Origin of the sequence: Streptomyces sp. NBC_00190, from assembly GCF_036203305.1 — a bacterium.
Lineage (GTDB): Bacteria > Actinomycetota > Actinomycetes > Streptomycetales > Streptomycetaceae > Streptomyces.
Genome location: NZ_CP108131.1, coordinates 4,442,569 through 4,459,183, shown reverse-complemented (window position 1 = coordinate 4,459,183; position 16,615 = coordinate 4,442,569). Strand labels below are relative to the sequence as shown.

The following is a 16,615-nucleotide window of genomic DNA, read 5'->3' as shown; positions in this document are numbered from 1 at the left end:
CCTACGAAAGCAGGAGTGATTCGCGTGGATCGTGTCGCGCTGCGCGGCCTCAAGGCTCGCGGGCACCACGGCGTCTTTCCCCGGGAACGCGAAGAAGGCCAGACCTTCATCGTCGACCTGGTGCTGCACCTCGACACCCGGCCCGCCGCGGCCGGAGACGACCTGGCGAAGACCGTGCACTACGGGGTCGTCGCCGAGGAGGTCGTCGACGTGGTGCAGGGAGAGCCCGTCGACCTGATCGAGACCCTCGCCGAGCGGATCGCCCAGCAGTGCCTCAAGCACGAGGCGGTCGCACAGGTGGAGGTCGTCGTCCACAAGCCGGACGCGCCCATCACCGTCCCCTTCGACGACGTGACCATCACGATCACCCGGAGCCGCGCATGAACAACGGACTGAACACACAGAGCGACCCGACCGTGCAGCCGGTACCCGCCTCCGTCGTGGAGACGGTCGACGCGGCGGACACCACCCTGTCCAACCCGAAATGGGCGGTCATCGCCCTCGGCGCGAACCTCGGCAACCGGCTGGAGACCCTGCAGGGCGCCATCGACGCGCTCGGCGACACCCCGGGCATGCGGGTCAAGGCCGTCTCCCCCGTGTACGAGACCGAGCCGTGGGGCGTCGAGCCCGGCTCGCAGCCCGCGTACTTCAACGCGGTCGTCAAGGTGCGGACCACGCTGCCGCCGTCCTCGCTCCTGGAGCGGGGTCAGGCCATCGAGGAGGCCTTCGACCGCGTCCGCGAGGAGCGCTGGGGCCCGCGCACGATCGACGTCGACATCATCTCGTACGCCGAGGTGATCTCCGAGGACCCCGTCCTCACCCTGCCGCACCCGCGCGCCCACCAGCGCGCCTTCGTGCTCGCCCCCTGGAACGACATCGACGCGGAGGCGCAGCTCCCGGGCCACGGCGCCGTCGGCGCGCTCCTGGCCGGAATCGGCCTCTCCGGAGTGACGCCGCGCCCGGATCTGGAACTCCGCCTCCCGGAGTAGTCGTTACGCTGTGGACTGCCTGACGGCACCGGCGCGGAAAGCGGGGAACGGGCACGTGAAGCAACTGAGGCCTGCGGTCCTGGCGGGGATCTTCGTCGTCGCCGGGGTCCTGTCCTGGGCGGGTGCCCGGCTCTGGAACGCGTACGGCACGCTGCCGGGCGTTCCGCTGGCCGCGCCGATCGTCCTGGGCGTCATCGCCGCGGTGCTGCTGGCGACGGCCCTGTCGATGCGCTCCCGCCTCAAGGCGCAGCGCGAGCGACGGCCGGGGGCCAAGGGCGTGGAGCCTCTGATGGCGGCCCGCGCGGTCGTCTTCGGCCAGGCCAGCGCACTGGTGGCGGCCCTGGTGGCCGGCGCGTACGGCGGTGTCGGCGTCTTCCTGCTGACCGACTCCCTCGACGTCCCCGCCCGCCGCGACCAGGCCTGGTACGCAGGCTTCTCGGTCCTGGCGGGCGCGGCGGTCATCGCCGCCGCCCTCTTCCTGGAGCACGTCCTCAAGCTCCCCGAGGACGACGACCACACCCCCGAGTCCCCGGCCCGCGCCTAGGTCTCCCACGGCGTGCGGACCAGATGCCCGTTCACGAGAAAGTCAGGGTGAGGGGTGAGCCCGAAGTCGTACAACGTGGACGGCTTGGCACTCGGTGCGCGCAGCGTGACGGACCTGACCTCGACCCATGCCGACTCATCGAGTTCGACGGGGCGCTCCTCCGCCTGGAACGTCCCGCGCGGCCAGCTGTCGGCACCCTCGCCGGCCATCGAGTGATCCTGCACCCGTCTCCGCCTTCGTAGCCGTCCAGGAATCCGCCGAAGGTCACCTCGTCTCTGAGCACGACCCTGGGAAACCGCTGGCGCATGTGGTGGGGGTCACCGCCCACGTACTGCCGCATGAGGTCGGCAAGGTAGGACGGAACGACACGCGGCCGAGCTGGTTCCCGGCTGAATCGAAGTGATCTCCTGGGCGGACATCGCAGGCCCGGAGCCGCCAACAGCGTTGACGGTCTGCCTACTCGGTAGGCCCCAAAGCACCGGTCCCCCTCCGTGAAGTCACGGAGGGGACCGTAGCAGACAGCACTGACAATCCGACTAGCGCGCCATGATGAGGCTCATGGCCTCAGCTCGGGTGGCCGTGGCGCGGAGCTGGCCGCGGACCGCGGACGTGGTGGTCTTGGCACCCGGCTTGCGGATGCCGCGGACCGACATGCACATGTGCTCGGCTTCGATCACCACGATGGCACCGCGCGCGTCGAGGATCTCCATCAGGGAGTCCGCTATCTGCGTAGTAAGACGTTCCTGCACCTGCGGGCGGCGAGCGTAGACGTCCACGAGGCGGGCCAGCTTCGACAGGCCGGTGATCTTGCCGTTCTCCGCCGGGATGTAGCCGACGTGGGCGACACCGTGGAACGGCAGCAGGTGATGTTCACACAGAGATACGATTTCGATCTCCTTCACGAGGACCAGCTCGTCGTGTCCCAGGTCGAACACTGTGGTCAGCACGTCCTCGGGCTTCTGCCACAGACCGGCCAGGATCTCCCGGTACGCCCGCGCCACGCGCGCCGGGGTCTCCAGAAGGCCCTCGCGGTCCGGGTCCTCGCCGACCGCGATCAGGAGTTCACGGACCGCCGCCTCGGCGCGCTTCTCGTCGAACACGCCGATCGTGCCCTCGCCGCCGGTCAGGGTCACTGGGTCCGTCATCGCTTCCTCGTTCCTGTAAAAGTGCCGCGCCCCCCAGGCTAGAACCTGGGGGGCGCGGCTTCCATTCCGGGTGGATCAGGCCTCCGGGCGGTCCTCAGGGGCCACCTCGATGCCCTTCTCCGTGGAGACCGGCGTGACGGCGGTCGCCGCCGAGGTGCCGTTCGCCGAGTTCGTCAGCTGGAGCTCCTTGGGAGAGAGCACCGGCGGACGGGTGGAGGGGGTGCGGCGGGAGGAGCCGGTCCACGCGGGGCGGGCCGGGCGCTTCACGATCGTGGAGAAGATCTCGGCGATCTGCTCCTTGTTCAGCGTTTCCTTCTCCAGCAGGGCGAGGACCAGGTTGTCGAGAACGTCGCGGTTCTCGACGAGGATCTCCCAGGCCTCGTTGTGCGCGGTCTCGATGAGCTTCTTGACCTCTTCGTCGACCAGCGCCGCGACCTCTTCCGAGTAGTCCCGGGGGTGCGACATCTCGCGGCCCAGGAACGGCTCGGTGTTGTCGCCGCCGAACTTGATCGCACCGAGACGCTCGGTCATGCCGTACTGCGTGACCATGGCCCGCGCCGTGGCGGTGGCCTTCTCGATGTCGTTCGCCGCGCCCGTGGTCGGGTCGTGGAAGACCAGCTCCTCGGCCGCGCGCCCGCCCAGCATGTACGCCAGCTGGTCGAGCATCTCGTTGCGCGTGGTCGAGTACTTGTCCTCGTCGGGCAGGACCATGGTGTAGCCCAGTGCCCGGCCTCGGGACAGGATCGTGATCTTGTGGACCGGGTCGGAGTTCGGGGAGGCCGCCGCGACCAGGGCGTGTCCGCCCTCGTGGTACGCGGTGATCTTCTTTTCCCGGTCCGACATGATCCGGGTCCGCTTCTGCGGGCCCGCCACGACGCGGTCGATCGCCTCGTCCAGCGAGTGGTTGTCGATCAGCTTCTTGTCCGTACGGGCGGTCAGCAGCGCCGCCTCGTTCAGGACGTTGGAGAGATCGGCACCGGTGAAGCCGGGCGTACGACGGGCGACCGCGCCCAGGTCGACGTCCGGAGCGACCGGCTTGCCCTTCTGGTGGACCTTGAGGATCTCCAGCCGGCCCTGCATGTCGGGACGGTCGACCGCGATCTGCCGGTCGAATCGGCCCGGGCGCAGGAGCGCCGGGTCGAGGATGTCCGGACGGTTCGTGGCGGCGATCAGGATGACCCCGCCCTTCACGTCGAAGCCGTCCATCTCGACCAGCAGCTGGTTGAGGGTCTGCTCGCGCTCGTCGTGACCGCCGCCGAGGCCCGCACCGCGGTGCCGGCCGACTGCGTCGATCTCGTCGACGAAGACGATCGCCGGGGCGTTGGCCTTGGCCTGCTCGAACAGGTCGCGGACACGCGAGGCACCGACACCGACGAACATCTCGACGAAGTCGGAACCGGAGATCGAGTAGAAGGGGACACCGGCCTCGCCTGCGACGGCGCGCGCCAGCAGGGTCTTACCGGTGCCGGGCGGGCCGTACAGCAGCACGCCCTTGGGGATCTTGGCGCCGACGGCCTGGAACTTCGCCGGCTCCTGGAGGAACTCCTTGATCTCGTGGAGTTCCTCGACGGCCTCGTCCGCGCCCGCGACATCGGCGAACGTCGTCTTCGGGGTGTCCTTGGTGATGAGCTTGGCCTTGGACTTCCCGAAGTTCATGACCCGGGAGCCGCCGCCCTGCATCTGGTTCATCAGGAACAGGAAGACCACGACGATGAGGACGAAGGGCAGGAGCGAGAGCAGCACGCTCAGGAACGGGCTGGTCTTGTCCGGAGTGACGGAGTAGCCGTCCGGGATCTGACCGGCTTCGTACTTGGTCTGGAGGTTCTGGGCGAGCTGTACGCCCTGATCCCCGATGTAGTTGGCCTGGAACTTGGTGCCGTCGTGCTTGCCGAGCTTCTGGTCCTTCTTGAGCTCGATCTTGATCATCTGGCTGTCGCCGGTGGTCAGCTTGGCTGTCTCCACCTGGCCACTGTTGATCGCCTTGATGACCTCGCTGGTGTCCACCGACTTGTAGCCGCCGCCGGAGCCGACGACATTCATCAACACGACCACGGCGAGGACGGCCAGCACGATCCACATGACCGGCCCACGGAAGTATCGCTTCACGTCCATCCATACGGGGCGCCAGGCACCCCGTCCCTCCTGCCCGTAGGTAAATGCTGCTCTGAGTAAAGACTGTTCTTCGGAATGTACCCCTGTATTGTCACCCGCGGCCCCGTGGGACGGCTGACAGACCCGCTTTCCCCTGCTCCAACGGCGGGAATCGCCCCCAGGTTCCCCGGAGCCCGCCGAGGCGCCCCGGGGACGGGGACAGGAGCGTGAGCGGGATCAGCCGCCGTAGACGTGCGGGGCGAGCGTGCCGACGAACGGCAGGTTGCGGTACTTCTCCGCGTAGTCGAGGCCGTAGCCCACGACGAACTCGTTCGGGATGTCGAAGCCGACCCACTTCACGTCGATCGCGACCTTCGCGGCCTCGGGCTTGCGCAGCAGCGTGACGACCTCGAGGGAGGCCGGCTGGCGCGAGCCGAGGTTCGACAGCAGCCAGGACAGCGTCAGACCGGAGTCGATGATGTCCTCGACGATCAGGACGTGCTTGTCCTTGATGTCGGTGTCCAGGTCCTTGAGGATCCGCACCACGCCGGAGGACTGGGTCCCGGCGCCGTACGAGGACACCGCCATCCAGTCCATGGTGAGGGGGGTGGACAAGGCGCGCGCCAGGTCCGCCATCACCATCACCGCGCCCTTGAGGACGCCGACGATGAGCAGGTCCTTGCCCGCGTACTCCGCGTCGATCTTCGCGGCCAGCTCGGCCAGCTTCGCGTCGATCTCTTCCTTGGTGATGAGCACCGACTGGAGGTCGCCGCCCATGTCCTTCTCGTCCACCCGCATCACTTTCGTTGTCGACCGGGGCTCCGGGGGTGTCCCCGGAGGACTCAGCCGTGTTTCAGCACCAATCAGCCCTGCCGGATGACCAGTCTGCCACCCTGCCGCTGGGCCTCGACCCGGCCGGGCAGGTTGATGGCGCCCTGACCGCGCCACCCGGTGATGAGGCGGTCCACTTCCTCGATGTGGCGGGCGAAGAGCGAGCCCGAGGGGGAACCGGCGGCGACCACGGCCCTGCGCAGCACCCGGCGGCGGACGGCCGGGGGCAGGGCGTACAGCTTCGCGCACTCCAGGCGGCCGTCCTCGTCCCGTACGCCGGTCTCCGCCTCCGCGGCCCAGGCGTCCAGGGCGTCGGCGTCGTCGCGGGAGAGCTGGGCGGTGCGGGCGAGCGCCTCGACGACCCCCTTGCCCAGCGCCTTCTCCAGGGCGGGCAGTCCCTCGTGGCGCAGGCGGGAGCGGGTGTAGGCGGGGTCGATGTTGTGCGGGTCGTCCCAGACGGGGAGCGACTGGACCATGCAGGCCTTACGGGCGGTCTGCCGGTCGATCTGGAGGAAGGGGCGGCGGTAGCGGTGGCTGCGGCCGGGACCGCCGGACACCTCTGCCATGCCGGAGAGCGAGCGGATGCCGGAACCGCGGGCGAGGCCCAGCAGGACGGTTTCGGCTTGATCGTCCCGGGTGTGGCCGAGCAGCACGGCGGCAGCGCCCAGCCGGTCGGCGGCCTCGTCCAGGGCCCCGTAGCGGGCGTCGCGGGCGGCGGCCTCGGGTCCGCCCTCGCGGCCGACGCGCACGGCGGCGGACTCCACCGGGTCGAGGCCGAGGGCGGTCATGCGGGTGACGACCTCTGCGGCGCGCAGGTCGGAGCCGGCCTGGAGCCCGTGGTCGACGGTGATGCCGCCGGCCCGGATGCCGAGCTTGGGGGCCTCGAAGGCGAGGGCCGAGGCGAGGGCCATGGAGTCGGCGCCGCCGGAGCAGGCGACGAGGACGAGTGGCAGGGGCGCTCCCCCGCGGGTGTCGGCGGAACTGTCGGTGAGGTCGGTGAGGACGTCGTGGAGTACGCGGCGGACCGCCAGGCGTATCGCCGCGACCGCAGGATGGGGACCCATGTCCGGTGCCCTTCGATGGTGTTCGGATGCCTCGGAGGCTTGGGGGTGCTGCCCGGTTGCCCCGCAAGACGGGGAATGTCACTCAGAGTGCGTCGATGGTGACAGAAGCGAGCCGTTCCCCGAGCATCGCACGCCCTTCCACGGCCCACGGTCCCTCGGACGGGTGATGCTGCTTCCCCCAGTGAGACATGTTTACGCCCCCTGCGTCACGCCTTTTCGCTCTCTTCGCTCCCCTTGCGGTGGACCCTGGCCACCCAGTCCGCCGGCTGGGCGATCTCCGCCTTGGTCGGCAGTGTGTTCGGAGAGGTCCAGACGCGGTTGAAGCCGTCCATGCCGACCTGGCCGACGACGGCGCGCACGAAGCGCTCACCGTCGCGGTACTGGCGCAGCTTGGCGTCGAGGCCGAGCAGCTTGCGCAGGGCGGCGTCGAGGCGGCCCGCCCCGCTGGCCCGGCGCTGCTGGAACTTCTCCCGGATCTCGGCGACCGAGGGCACCACCTGGGGGCCGACCCCGTCCATGACGAAGTCGGCGTGGCCCTCCAGCAGGGACATGGCGGCGGTGAGGCGGCCGAGCACCTCCCGCTGCTCGGGGGTCTGCACGAGTTCGACGAGGGAGCGGCCCTCGTCGCCGCGCTCCGCGTCGGGGCGGGCGCCCGCCAAGGACTGGGCGGCGTCGCGCAGGCGCTCCAGGACGGTCACCGGGTCCAGTTCGGTGGCGCCGAGGAACGTCTGGATTTCGCCTTCGAGGTGGTCGCGGAGCCACGGGACGGCCGTGAACTGGGTACGGTGCGTCTCCTCGTGCAGGCAGACCCACAGCCGGAAGTCGTGCGGGTTCACCTCCAGCTCGCGCTCGACGTGCACGATGTTGGGGGCGACGAGCAGCAGCCGGCCGCCCTGCGCGGTGGAGCCGGGCAGGTCGCGGGAGACCGGCGCGAAGGTCTCGTACTGGCCGAGGACCCGGGAGGCCAGGAAGCTGAGCAGCATGCCCAGCTCGACGCCGGTGACCTTGCCGCCGACCGCGCCGAACACGGCCCCGCCGGGAGTGCCGTCACGGCGGTCCTGCATCTTGCCGAGGAGCGGCTGGAGCAGTTCGCGGAAGCCGGCCACGTTGGCCTTGATCCAGCCGGCCCGGTCGACGACCAGGACCGGGGTGTCGTTGACGGGCGTCCCGTCCTGGATCATCCGCGTGAACTCGCGCACGTGCCGTTCCGAGGTCCTGGCGTGCCCGCGCAGTTCCGCGACGACGGCCCGGGCCTCGTCCCGGCTGACCTCCGGGCCGGGCCGCACCAGCCGGGTCGCGGTCGCCACCGCGAGGTTCCAGTCGACCATCTCCGCACCACTGATGCTCGTCATGCGTCAACCGTACGTGGACCAGCCCTTCCGCGGACCCCCTACGGAGTGCCTGCCACCGCCGCGGCCAGCTTGTCGAGGCTCTTCTCGGCGGCCGGGCCGTCGGCACTGTTCGCGGTCAGGAAGGCGAAGGCGAGGAGTCGGCCGGACGGGTCGACGACGGTGCCCGCGAGGGAGTTCACGCCGGTCAGGGTGCCGGTCTTGGCGCGGAGCAGGCCGGCGGCCGGGGAGCTGCCGGCGTTGCGGCTGCGCAGGGTCCCGGTGAACCCGGCGACGGGCAGTCCGGTGAGGACCGGGCGCAGCTCCGGGCGCTCGGGGTCCGCGGCCTTGGCGAGCAGCCCGGTCAGCAGGCCGGCGCTGACCTTGTCGGACCGGCCCAGGCCGCTGCCGTCGGCGAAGCGGGAGCCGGACACGTCGACGCCGAGGGCGGCGAGGCGGGCGGTGACGGCCTTCTCGGCGCCTTCGAAGCTCGCGGGCTGGCCCGAGGCGAGGGCGGTCTGCCGGGCCAGGGCCTCGGCGATGTCGTTGTCGCTGTTGGTCAGCATCCGCTCGACGAGGCCGCCCAGCGGGGTGGAGAGGGTGGCGGCGAGCGGCTGGGCGCCGTCCGCGGCCTCGGCCCGGGCCGGCTGCCCGGTGACCTTGATGCCGCGCTCGGTCAGCAGGGCCGCGAAGGAACGGGCGGCGTCCTTGGCGGGGTCTGCGGTGCGGTCCACGGGCCCGGAGGTGGAATCGTCGGGCCGGCCCTCGTCGGCGGCGAGGGCGGTGACGGGCGCGATGTTGGGGTTCTCGCCGATCGGGTGGCGGGCGGGGCCGGTGTAGAGGCTGTCGTCGTAGCCCACGCTCACGGTGTCGGTGCCGGCGGCCTTGAGGGCCTGGGCCGTGTCGCCGGCGAGGGCGACGAGGCTGCCGCCGGATCCGGCGGGGCTCTTCTTCTTGGCCGTGAGGGAGGGGTCGCCGCCGCCGACGAGGAGGATCTGCCCGGGTGTGGCGCCGGGCACGACAGTGGTCCGGATCCGGTGCTCGGGCCCGAGGGCGGCCAGGGCCGCCGCGGCCGTGGCGATCTTGATCGTGGAGGCGGGGGTCATCGCGTCCCGCGCCCCGGACTCGTACAGCACCTGCCCGGTGGCGGTGTCGATGACCGAGGCGGTACGGACGGTGCCGAGGGCGGGGTCGGCGAGGAGCGGCCGCAGCACGGCGGCGAGGCCTTCGGATGCGGCCGCCGCCTCCTTGCGCGGGGCGCCGGGGCCGATCGCGCCGAGCACGCCGGGGGCGCTGGGGGCGGCCTGCGGCTGGGACTCGGGACCGTGATCTGCGCCACCCGTAACGCTCCAGGAGGCAGCCTTGTCCCGCTCGGCCTTACGCTGGCCGGAGTCCCATGGACCGGCGGCGGTCACCACTGCCACCGACAGGGCGAGGCCGGCGACGGCCGAGCCCGCGATGAGCTGCCACGTCTTGACCAATGGCACCTCGGACCAGCCCCTTTCGCGATCACACATATGCGTGAGGGACACTTAACCACTGCGTCTTGCCGCGAGCATGGCACCCCACCCGGCAGGGCTGGGCGGCTGGGCCGGACGCGCGTGCATTTGAAGCGATGCAGTCTCGAAGCAATGAAGCTGATCATGGAGGAGCAGGACGTGGAGTTCGACGTCACCATCGAGATCCCCAAGGGTTCGCGGAACAAGTACGAGGTGGACCACGAGACCGGCCGGATCCGTCTGGACCGTCGCCTCTTCACCTCGACCAGCTACCCGGCCGACTACGGCTTCGTCGAGAACACCCTCGGCGAGGACGGCGACCCGCTGGACGCGCTGGTCATCCTTGACGAGCCGACGTTCCCGGGCTGCCTGATCAAGTGCCGCGCCATCGGCATGTTCCGCATGACGGACGAGGCGGGCGGCGACGACAAGCTGCTGTGCGTGCCGGCCTCCGACCCGCGTGTCGAGCACCTGCGCGACATCCACCACGTGTCCGAGTTCGACCGCCTGGAGATCCAGCACTTCTTCGAGGTCTACAAGGACCTGGAGCCGGGCAAGTCGGTCGAGGGTGCGGACTGGGTCGGCCGCGCCGAGGCCGAGGCCGAGATCGAGGCCTCGTACAAGCGCCTCGAGGCCCAGGGCGGCCACCACTGAGCTCGCGCTCGGCGGTAACGGGCCGGGGGACTCCCCCGCGCCCCCTGTGACATTGCGGGCGGTACCCCTCCGGGGGTGCCGCCCGTTGTCGCGTCCGGGACCGGAGTGCATCTGGGCGGGCTGGGGTACGCGGGGGAGGAAACGGTTCCGCATACTGGTAGCGCGGGTGATCACGGACTGGAGGGCGCGTGGCGGAAGCCGATGGGGTGGAGGACCGGAAGCCCCAGTCCGACGAGGCGCGGAGCGCCTTCACTCCGCCGCCCGGGATGGAGCCGGAGGCGCCCGAGGAGGATCAGCCCACCTCGGAATTCGCCCTTCCGCCGGGCACCGGGACGGTGCACCCCGAGCCCGGGGGATCGGCCTTCGCCACCCCGGCCACCTACAGCGCCGCGCACTCCCCGCCCGCCTACACCCCCGGCCAGGGGTTCCCCGTCCCCAGCCTGACGGAGTCCCCCTGGCAGGACCGGATGCGCACCATGCTGCGCATGCCGGTCGACGTACGGCCGGTCCCCGACCTGGTGCAGCGGCAGACCGAGGCCGGGCCCTCCGTGGGCCGCGTGCTCGACCTGACCCTGCGCATCGGCGAGCTGCTGCTCGCGGGCGGCGAGGGCGCCGAGGACGTGGAGGCCGCCATGTTCGCGGTGACCCGCTCCTACGGGCTGGACCGCTGCGAGCCGACCGTCACCTTCACCCTGCTGTCGATCACCCACCAGCCCTCGCTGGTGGACCACCCGGTCTCGGCGAACCGGACCGTGCGCCGGCGCGGCACCGACTACAACCGGCTCTCGGCCGTCTACCGGCTGGTGGACGACATCAGCGCCCACGAGATCGACGTCTCGCTGGAGGAGGCCTACCGGCGCCTCGCCGAGATCCGCCGCAACCGCCACCCGTACCCCGGCTGGATGCTCACCTCCGCCGCCGGGCTGCTCGCCGGGGCGGCCTCCACCCTGGTCGGCGGCGGGGTCCTGGTGTTCTTCGCGGCGGTGCTCGGGGCGGTGCTCGGCGACCGGCTGGCGTGGCTGTGCGCCGGGCGCGGGCTGCCGGAGTTCTACCAGTTCGTGGTCGCCGCGATGCCGCCCGCCGCGATCGGGGTGGCGCTGAACATGACGGGGATCGACGTCAAGGCCTCCGCCGTGATCACCGGCGGGCTCTTCGCCCTGCTGCCCGGGCGGGCCCTGGTCGCGGCGGTGCAGGACGGCCTGACCGGCTTCTACATCACCGCCTCCGCCCGGCTGCTGGAGGTCATGTACCTCTTCATCGGCATCATCATGGGCGTGCTGGTCGTGCTGTACCTCGGCCTGCAGTTCGACGCCTCCCCGCGGCCGGAGGAGGTCCTGCAGATCCAGCAGCGGCCGCCGCTGCAGATCGCGGCCTCGATGGTGCTGGTCTTCACCTTCGCGATCCTGCTCCAGCAGGAGCGCTCCACCGTGTGGATCGTGACCCTGAACGGCGGGGTCGCCTGGGTGACCTTCGGAGCCCTGCACTACGCGGGCGGCATCCCGCCCGTGCCCTCCACCGCCATCGCCGCCGGGCTGGTGGGCCTGTTCGGGCAGCTCTTCTCCCGCTACCGCTTCGCCTCCGCCCTGCCGTACACGACCGCGGCCATCGGGCCGCTGCTGCCCGGCTCGGCGACGTACTACGGGCTGCTGCTGATCGCCGAGGACCGGCTGAACGAGGGCCTCGGCTCACTGGTGAACGCCGCGGCCATCGCCCTCGCCATCGCGATCGGGGTCAACCTGGGGTCGGAGACCTCGCGGCTGTTCATGCGCATCCCGGGGGCGGCCAGCGCCGCCAAGCGCCGCGCGGCGAAGCGGACCCGCGGCTTCTGAGGGGCACGAGAACGCCCCGGAGGCCCTTGCGGGGCCTCCGGGGCGTTCGTGTGCCGTTCGGGCCGTACGGGCCGACAGGCGGGCCTCAGCGCTTCGCGTGGCGGCGGCGCTGGCCCTGGGCCTGGGAGCCGTCGGCCTCGAAGGGCTCGGCGGCGGCGTTCGCCTTCTCCTTGCGGGCCTTGAGGACCTCGAAGATCACCGGGATGAGCGAGATGAGGACGATCAGGACCAGGATCGCCTCGATGTTGGTCTTGATGAGGTCGATCTGGCCGAGCCAGTAGCCCGCGATCGTGATGCCCGCGCCCCAGCCGATGCCGCCGATGACGTTGTACGTCAGGAAGGTGCGGTACTTCATCGAGCCGGCGCCCGCGACCATCGGCGCGAAGGTGCGGATGATCGGCACGAAGCGGGCGAGCACGATGGCCTTCGGGCCGTGCTTGGCCATGAACTCGTGCGCCTTGTCGAGGTTCTCCCGCTTGAAGACCTTCGACTTCGGCCGGTTGAAGAGCTTCGGGCCGAAGAACTTGCCGATCAGGTAGCCGACCTGGTCACCGATGATCGCGGCGGCCACGATGAGGGTGCAGACCAGCCACAGCGGCTGCTTGATGTACTCGCCGTTGGCGACCAGCAGACCTGCCGTGAACAGCAGCGAGTCGCCGGGCAGGAACGCGAAGAGTCCCGATTCCGCGAAGACGATGACCAGGATGCCGACCAGTCCGAAATGCGAAATCAGATAGTCCGGGGACAGCCACTCAGGGCCGAGCGCAAGCGTGTACACGGTTTCCGGACTCTCCTGGATCGGGGGGCATGCTGCGGAGCGGGCGGTCTCAATTATCAACGCACACGACCCCCACCCGGTTCCAGAGCCGGGAGGGGGTCGCATGAGTGACGATTCGGCTACGCCTTGCGCACCGCGTTGGCCATGATCGCGTCCCGCAGGTGCGCGGCGAGGCCGGGCCGCATCGTGTCGTAGAACGCCGTGAACCGCTCGTCCGCCACGTACATCTCACCGAGGCACGTGTGCATCTCGTACGGGCAGTCGTAGTACCAGGTGGAGATGTGCCGCCGGTGCTCCTCGGCCAGGTCCATCGCGCGCTCGCCGTCGGCGGGCTCGCCGGCCTCCATCAGCGCCGCGTAGCGGACGCCCCAGTCGGCGCCCTCCTCCTGGATCCGCATCCAGTCGTCCTTGGTGTACGAGGCGGCCCGCCGCTGCGACTCCGCGTAGGCCTCGGTGCCGCCCCAGCGACGCTCCGCCTCCTCCGCGTACTGCTCGGGGTCCTTGTCCCCGAAGACCTCGAACCTCTCCTCGGGCGTGAGGTTGATGCCCATCTTCTTCGCCTCCATGGCGTTCTCAACGGCCTTGGCCATCTGCTGGAGCCGGGCGATCCGGTCGGTCAGCAGGGCATGCTGCCGGCGCAGATGCTCCTGCGGATCCGATTCCGGGTCGTCCAGCAGGACCGCGACCTCGTCGAGGGGGAAGCCGAGCTCCCGGTAGAACAGGATCCGCTGCAGCCGGTCCAGGTCGGCGTCGTCGTACCGCCGGTGACCTGCGTGGCTGCGGTCGCTCGGGGAGAGCAGACCGATCTCGTCGTAGTGGTGCAGGGTGCGCACCGTGACTCCGGCGAATCCGGCGACCTGGCCCACGGAGTAGCCCATCGCTTCCGCTCCTCTCGGTTGGGTACGCCCTTCACTGTGGGTCCTCACGCCACGTGAGGTGCAAGCCCCGGGCTACGGGCCGTCTAGCCCGCGTCTAGCCCATGGCCTTGGTGCCGTCGATGGATTCGCGGACGATGTCCGCGTGGCCCGCGTGCCGGGCGAACTCCTCCACCAGGTGCAGGAGCATCCAGCGCATCGAGACCTTGGCGTCCTTCGGGAACCAGGGCGCCGGCGGGAGCGGGAAGACCTGGTCCAGGCTCGGGACCCCGGTGATGAAGTCCGCCGTCTGCCGCGCCACGTCCTCCCAGAAGGCCAGGACGGACGGGATGCTCTCGCCCTCGATCAGCCGGAAGCCGTCCTCCCAGTTCCGCTCCCCCTGGTACCGCTCGTTCGGCTTCTGCTGCGCCATCCGCAGCCAGTTCAGCTCGACCTCGGCGGCATGCTTGACCAGGCCCGACAGGGACAGCTCGCTGGCGCTGGGGCGGCTCGCGGCCTGCTCCTCGGTCAGCCCCAGCAGGGACTCGCGGAGCGCCGTCCGCTGGGACTCGACGAAGGAGAGGAGCGTGCCGCGCTCGTCACCGAGGACCTCCATGGAAACCTGAGCCATTGCCGATCGCCTACTTCCGCTGGGTACCGCTGCCTTCTGACAAGAACCACGCTACGGAGCATTGAGGTCAGGACCCGTCCTAAATGGGACTCAGTTGGGCGCGTCCTCCCCGTCCGGGCGGAGAGCGGGGAGGGCGGAGGCGGGCTGCGGCAGCAGGGCCTTGGAGAGGTCCTGCTTGCCCGTCGGGTCGAGCCCGTACATCGACTCGTAGATCTTGCGGACGGCCGGCCCCGACGCGCCGGAGCCGGTGCCGCCCTGGGAGATCGTCATGACGATCGCGTAGTCGTCGGTGTACGAGGCGAACCACGAGGTGGTCTGCTTGCCCTGGACCTCGGCGGTGCCCGTCTTGGCGTGCATCGGGATCTGCTTCTGCGGCCAGCCGCCGAAGCGCCAGGCGGCGCTGCCGTTGGTGGCCACACCGGCGAGGGCCTCGTCGATGTCGTCGCGGGTCTTCTCGTCCATCGGCAGCTTGCCCTGCACCTTCGGCGCGATCTCCCGGACGGACGTGCCGTCGGCGCTCACCACTGCCTTGCCGATGCTGGGCTCGTGGAGCGTGCCGCCGTTGGCGATGGCCGCGTACACGGAGGCCATCTGGATCGGCGTGACGAGCGTGTCGCCCTGGCCGATCGAGTAGTTGATGGCGTCGCCCTCACGCATCTGGTTGCCCTGGCGGCAGTTCTCGTAGGCGATCTTCTCGGCGAAGGTGCCGTTCTTCTTTCCGTCCCGGCACCAGGCCGCCTTGTTCGCCTCGAAGAAGTCCTGCTTCCACTTGCGGTCGGGGATCCGGCCGCTCACCTCGTTCGGCAGGTCGATGCCGGTGGGCTTGCCCAGCCCGAATTCGTGGGCGGTCTTGAAGAACCAGTCGTTCGGCGTCTTCTTCGGGTTGATGCCGCCGTCCTTCTTCCACTCCTGGTCCGCGATGGAGTAGTAGACGGTGTCGCAGGAGACCTCCAGGGCCCGGCCGATGGTGATGTCGCCGTGGCCCTGCGACTCGAAGTTCGTGAAGGTCTGGCTGCCCACCGAGTACGAGCTGGGGCAGGGGTAGCGGTTGTTGAACGGGTACCCGGCGTTGACCGCGGCGGTCGAGGAGACCACCTTGAAGATCGAGCCCGGGGCCGCCTGGGCCTGGATCGCCCGGTTCAGCAACGGGTAGTTCGACTCCTTGTCGGTGAGCGCGGCGTAGTCCTTGGCGGAGATGCCGCCGACCCAGGCGTTCGGGTCGTAGGTCGGGTTCGAGGCCATCGCGACGACGCGGCCGGTCTTGGTCTCCATGACGACGACGGCGCCCGCGTCCGCCTCGTAGTTCCGGCGGGTGTTCTTGTCGTACGTCTTGCGGGCCTCGATCATCGCGTTGTTCAGCTCGCGCTCGGCGACCGCCTGCACGCGGGAGTCGATCGAGGTCACGATGTTCGAGCCGGGCAGCGCCTTGTCGGTCTGGCCCTGGCCCGTGACCCGGCCGAGGTTGTCCACCTCGTAGCGGGTGATGCCCGCCTTGCCGCGCAGCTCCTTGTCGTACGTGCGCTCCAGGCCGGAGCGGCCGACCTGGTCGGAGCGCAGGTAGGGGGAGTCGGAGTTCTTCGCCTTGGCGATCTCCTCGTCCGTGACCGGCGAGAGGTAGCCGAGCACCTGGGAGGTGTTGGCCCCGTCCGGCCCGGCGTAGCGGCGCATGGCGGTGGGCTCGGCGGTGATGCCGGGGAAGTCCTCGGCGTGCTCGTGGATCTGCAGCGCCTGCTCGGTGGTGGCCTCGGCGCTGACCGGGATCGGCTGGTACGGGGAGCCGTTCCAGCAGGGCTGCTTGGTCTTGGCGTCGCAGAGCCGGACCTTGTCGGTGACTTCCTTCGGGTCCATGCCGAGGACGCCGGCGAGGCGCGTGAGGACGTCCTTGCCCTTGTCCTTCATCGCGAGCAGCTCGGTGCGGCTGGCGGAGACCACGAGGTGGGTCTGGCTGTCGGCGAGCGGGACCCCGCGCGAGTCGAGGATCGAGCCGCGGACGGCGGGCTGGACCACGCGCTGGACGTGGTTGTTCTTCGCCTCGTCGGTGTACTCCTGGCCATTGCGTATCTGGAGGTACCAGAGGCGCCCGCCCAGCGTGAGCAGGAGCGAGAAGACCACGATCTGGATGACGACGAGCCGGTTCTGGACCCGAGGGGTCCGGCCGGTCTCGGGTATGTTGCTCAACTTGCTCTCCCCCGGGCGGCGCCGCGTACGCCCGGCCGAGTCTAGGGGGTGGCCCGTCGGTCAGGCCGGACCAGGGAGCAGCGGCTGGTGCCGTGGATCGCAAGGCCGAGGAGGGAGTCGACGCGGTGGGGGCACCTCCCAGCGGTAGCCGGGGGACGTCGGCGACCGACGAGAACGCGGCGAGGCGCGGCACCAGCCGC

General features: G+C 70.3%; 16 protein-coding genes. 5 read left to right on the top strand and 11 right to left on the bottom strand.

Annotated features, from left to right (window positions below; translation table 11 throughout):
- The first annotated feature begins 24 nt into the window (after nt 1–24).
- Genes folB through OG429_RS21490 form a run of 3 tightly spaced genes read left to right on the top strand, consistent with a single transcriptional unit; the run spans nt 25 to nt 1,533 of the window.
- Nucleotides 25–384: a dihydroneopterin aldolase gene (gene folB, locus OG429_RS21500; RefSeq protein WP_030010912.1), complete on the top strand. Its 360-nt coding sequence runs from the start codon at nt 25–27 to the stop codon at nt 382–384.
- A complete protein-coding gene (folK, locus tag OG429_RS21495) occupies nt 381–989 on the top strand; it encodes a 2-amino-4-hydroxy-6-hydroxymethyldihydropteridine diphosphokinase (protein ID WP_328926922.1) in 609 nt (202 codons plus the stop codon). The genes folB and folK overlap by 4 nt, the downstream gene beginning before the upstream one ends.
- Nucleotides 990–1,044: 55 nt before the next feature.
- Nucleotides 1,045–1,533 carry a DUF3180 domain-containing protein gene (locus tag OG429_RS21490; protein WP_328926921.1) on the top strand — a complete coding sequence of 163 codons (489 nt, stop codon included), beginning with the start codon at nt 1,045–1,047 and terminating at the stop codon, nt 1,531–1,533.
- Here OG429_RS21490 and OG429_RS21485 read toward each other — a convergent pair.
- The 7 genes from OG429_RS21485 to dacB all read right to left on the bottom strand — a co-directional run bounded on the left by OG429_RS21485 (nt 1,530) and on the right by dacB (nt 9,479).
- Nucleotides 1,530–1,742: a hypothetical protein gene (locus OG429_RS21485; protein ID WP_328926920.1), complete on the bottom strand. Its 213-nt coding sequence runs from the start codon at nt 1,740–1,742 to the stop codon at nt 1,530–1,532. The genes OG429_RS21490 and OG429_RS21485 overlap by 4 nt on opposite strands.
- A 327-nt stretch (nt 1,743–2,069) precedes the next feature.
- Nucleotides 2,070–2,678 carry a GTP cyclohydrolase I FolE gene (folE, locus tag OG429_RS21480; RefSeq protein WP_328926919.1) on the bottom strand — a complete coding sequence of 203 codons (609 nt, stop codon included), beginning with the start codon at nt 2,676–2,678 and terminating at the stop codon, nt 2,070–2,072.
- A 75-nt stretch (nt 2,679–2,753) separates the two neighbouring features.
- Nucleotides 2,754–4,790: an ATP-dependent zinc metalloprotease FtsH gene (gene ftsH / locus OG429_RS21475; protein WP_328926918.1), complete on the bottom strand. Its 2,037-nt coding sequence runs from the start codon at nt 4,788–4,790 to the stop codon at nt 2,754–2,756.
- A gap of 216 nt (nt 4,791–5,006) precedes the next feature.
- A complete protein-coding gene (gene hpt / locus OG429_RS21470) occupies nt 5,007–5,567 on the bottom strand; it encodes a hypoxanthine phosphoribosyltransferase (RefSeq protein ID WP_328926917.1) in 561 nt (186 codons plus the stop codon).
- Nucleotides 5,568–5,632: 65 nt separating this feature from the next.
- Nucleotides 5,633–6,664, bottom strand: a complete 1,032-nt coding sequence (tilS, locus tag OG429_RS21465; RefSeq protein WP_328926916.1) for a tRNA lysidine(34) synthetase TilS — start codon at nt 6,662–6,664, stop codon at nt 5,633–5,635.
- 206 nt (nt 6,665–6,870) lie between these two features.
- Nucleotides 6,871–8,016: a zinc-dependent metalloprotease gene (locus tag OG429_RS21460; RefSeq protein WP_328926915.1), complete on the bottom strand. Its 1,146-nt coding sequence runs from the start codon at nt 8,014–8,016 to the stop codon at nt 6,871–6,873.
- A gap of 38 nt (nt 8,017–8,054) precedes the next feature.
- Nucleotides 8,055–9,479, bottom strand: coding sequence for a D-alanyl-D-alanine carboxypeptidase/D-alanyl-D-alanine endopeptidase (gene dacB, locus OG429_RS21455; RefSeq protein ID WP_328926914.1), 1,425 nt, complete (start codon nt 9,477–9,479; stop codon nt 8,055–8,057).
- A 171-nt stretch (nt 9,480–9,650) separates the two neighbouring features.
- Between dacB and OG429_RS21450 the strand changes: the two genes are divergently transcribed.
- Nucleotides 9,651–10,145 carry an inorganic diphosphatase gene (locus OG429_RS21450; RefSeq protein WP_215011464.1) on the top strand — a complete coding sequence of 165 codons (495 nt, stop codon included), beginning with the start codon at nt 9,651–9,653 and terminating at the stop codon, nt 10,143–10,145.
- Between the two features lie 188 nt (nt 10,146–10,333).
- Entirely contained in the window at nt 10,334–11,974 is a 1,641-nt protein-coding gene (locus OG429_RS21445; RefSeq protein ID WP_328926913.1) for a threonine/serine exporter family protein, read from the top strand.
- An 85-nt stretch (nt 11,975–12,059) separates the two neighbouring features.
- Here OG429_RS21445 and OG429_RS21440 read toward each other — a convergent pair whose 3' ends face one another.
- The 4 genes from OG429_RS21440 to mrdA form a co-directional block, all read right to left on the bottom strand.
- Nucleotides 12,060–12,752 (bottom strand): VTT domain-containing protein, encoded by a 693-nt coding sequence (locus OG429_RS21440; protein WP_405679144.1) that lies wholly within the window; start codon nt 12,750–12,752, stop codon nt 12,060–12,062.
- A gap of 119 nt (nt 12,753–12,871) precedes the next feature.
- Nucleotides 12,872–13,630 (bottom strand): MerR family transcriptional regulator, encoded by a 759-nt coding sequence (locus tag OG429_RS21435; protein WP_328926912.1) that lies wholly within the window; start codon nt 13,628–13,630, stop codon nt 12,872–12,874.
- Nucleotides 13,631–13,724: 94 nt separating this feature from the next.
- Complete coding sequence (locus tag OG429_RS21430; protein ID WP_328926911.1) at nt 13,725–14,237, bottom strand: DinB family protein; 513 nt, start codon at nt 14,235–14,237, stop codon at nt 13,725–13,727.
- 90 nt (nt 14,238–14,327) lie between these two features.
- Entirely contained in the window at nt 14,328–16,415 is a 2,088-nt protein-coding gene (gene mrdA / locus OG429_RS21425; RefSeq protein ID WP_328926910.1) for a penicillin-binding protein 2, read from the bottom strand.
- Nucleotides 16,416–16,615 lie beyond the last annotated feature (200 nt).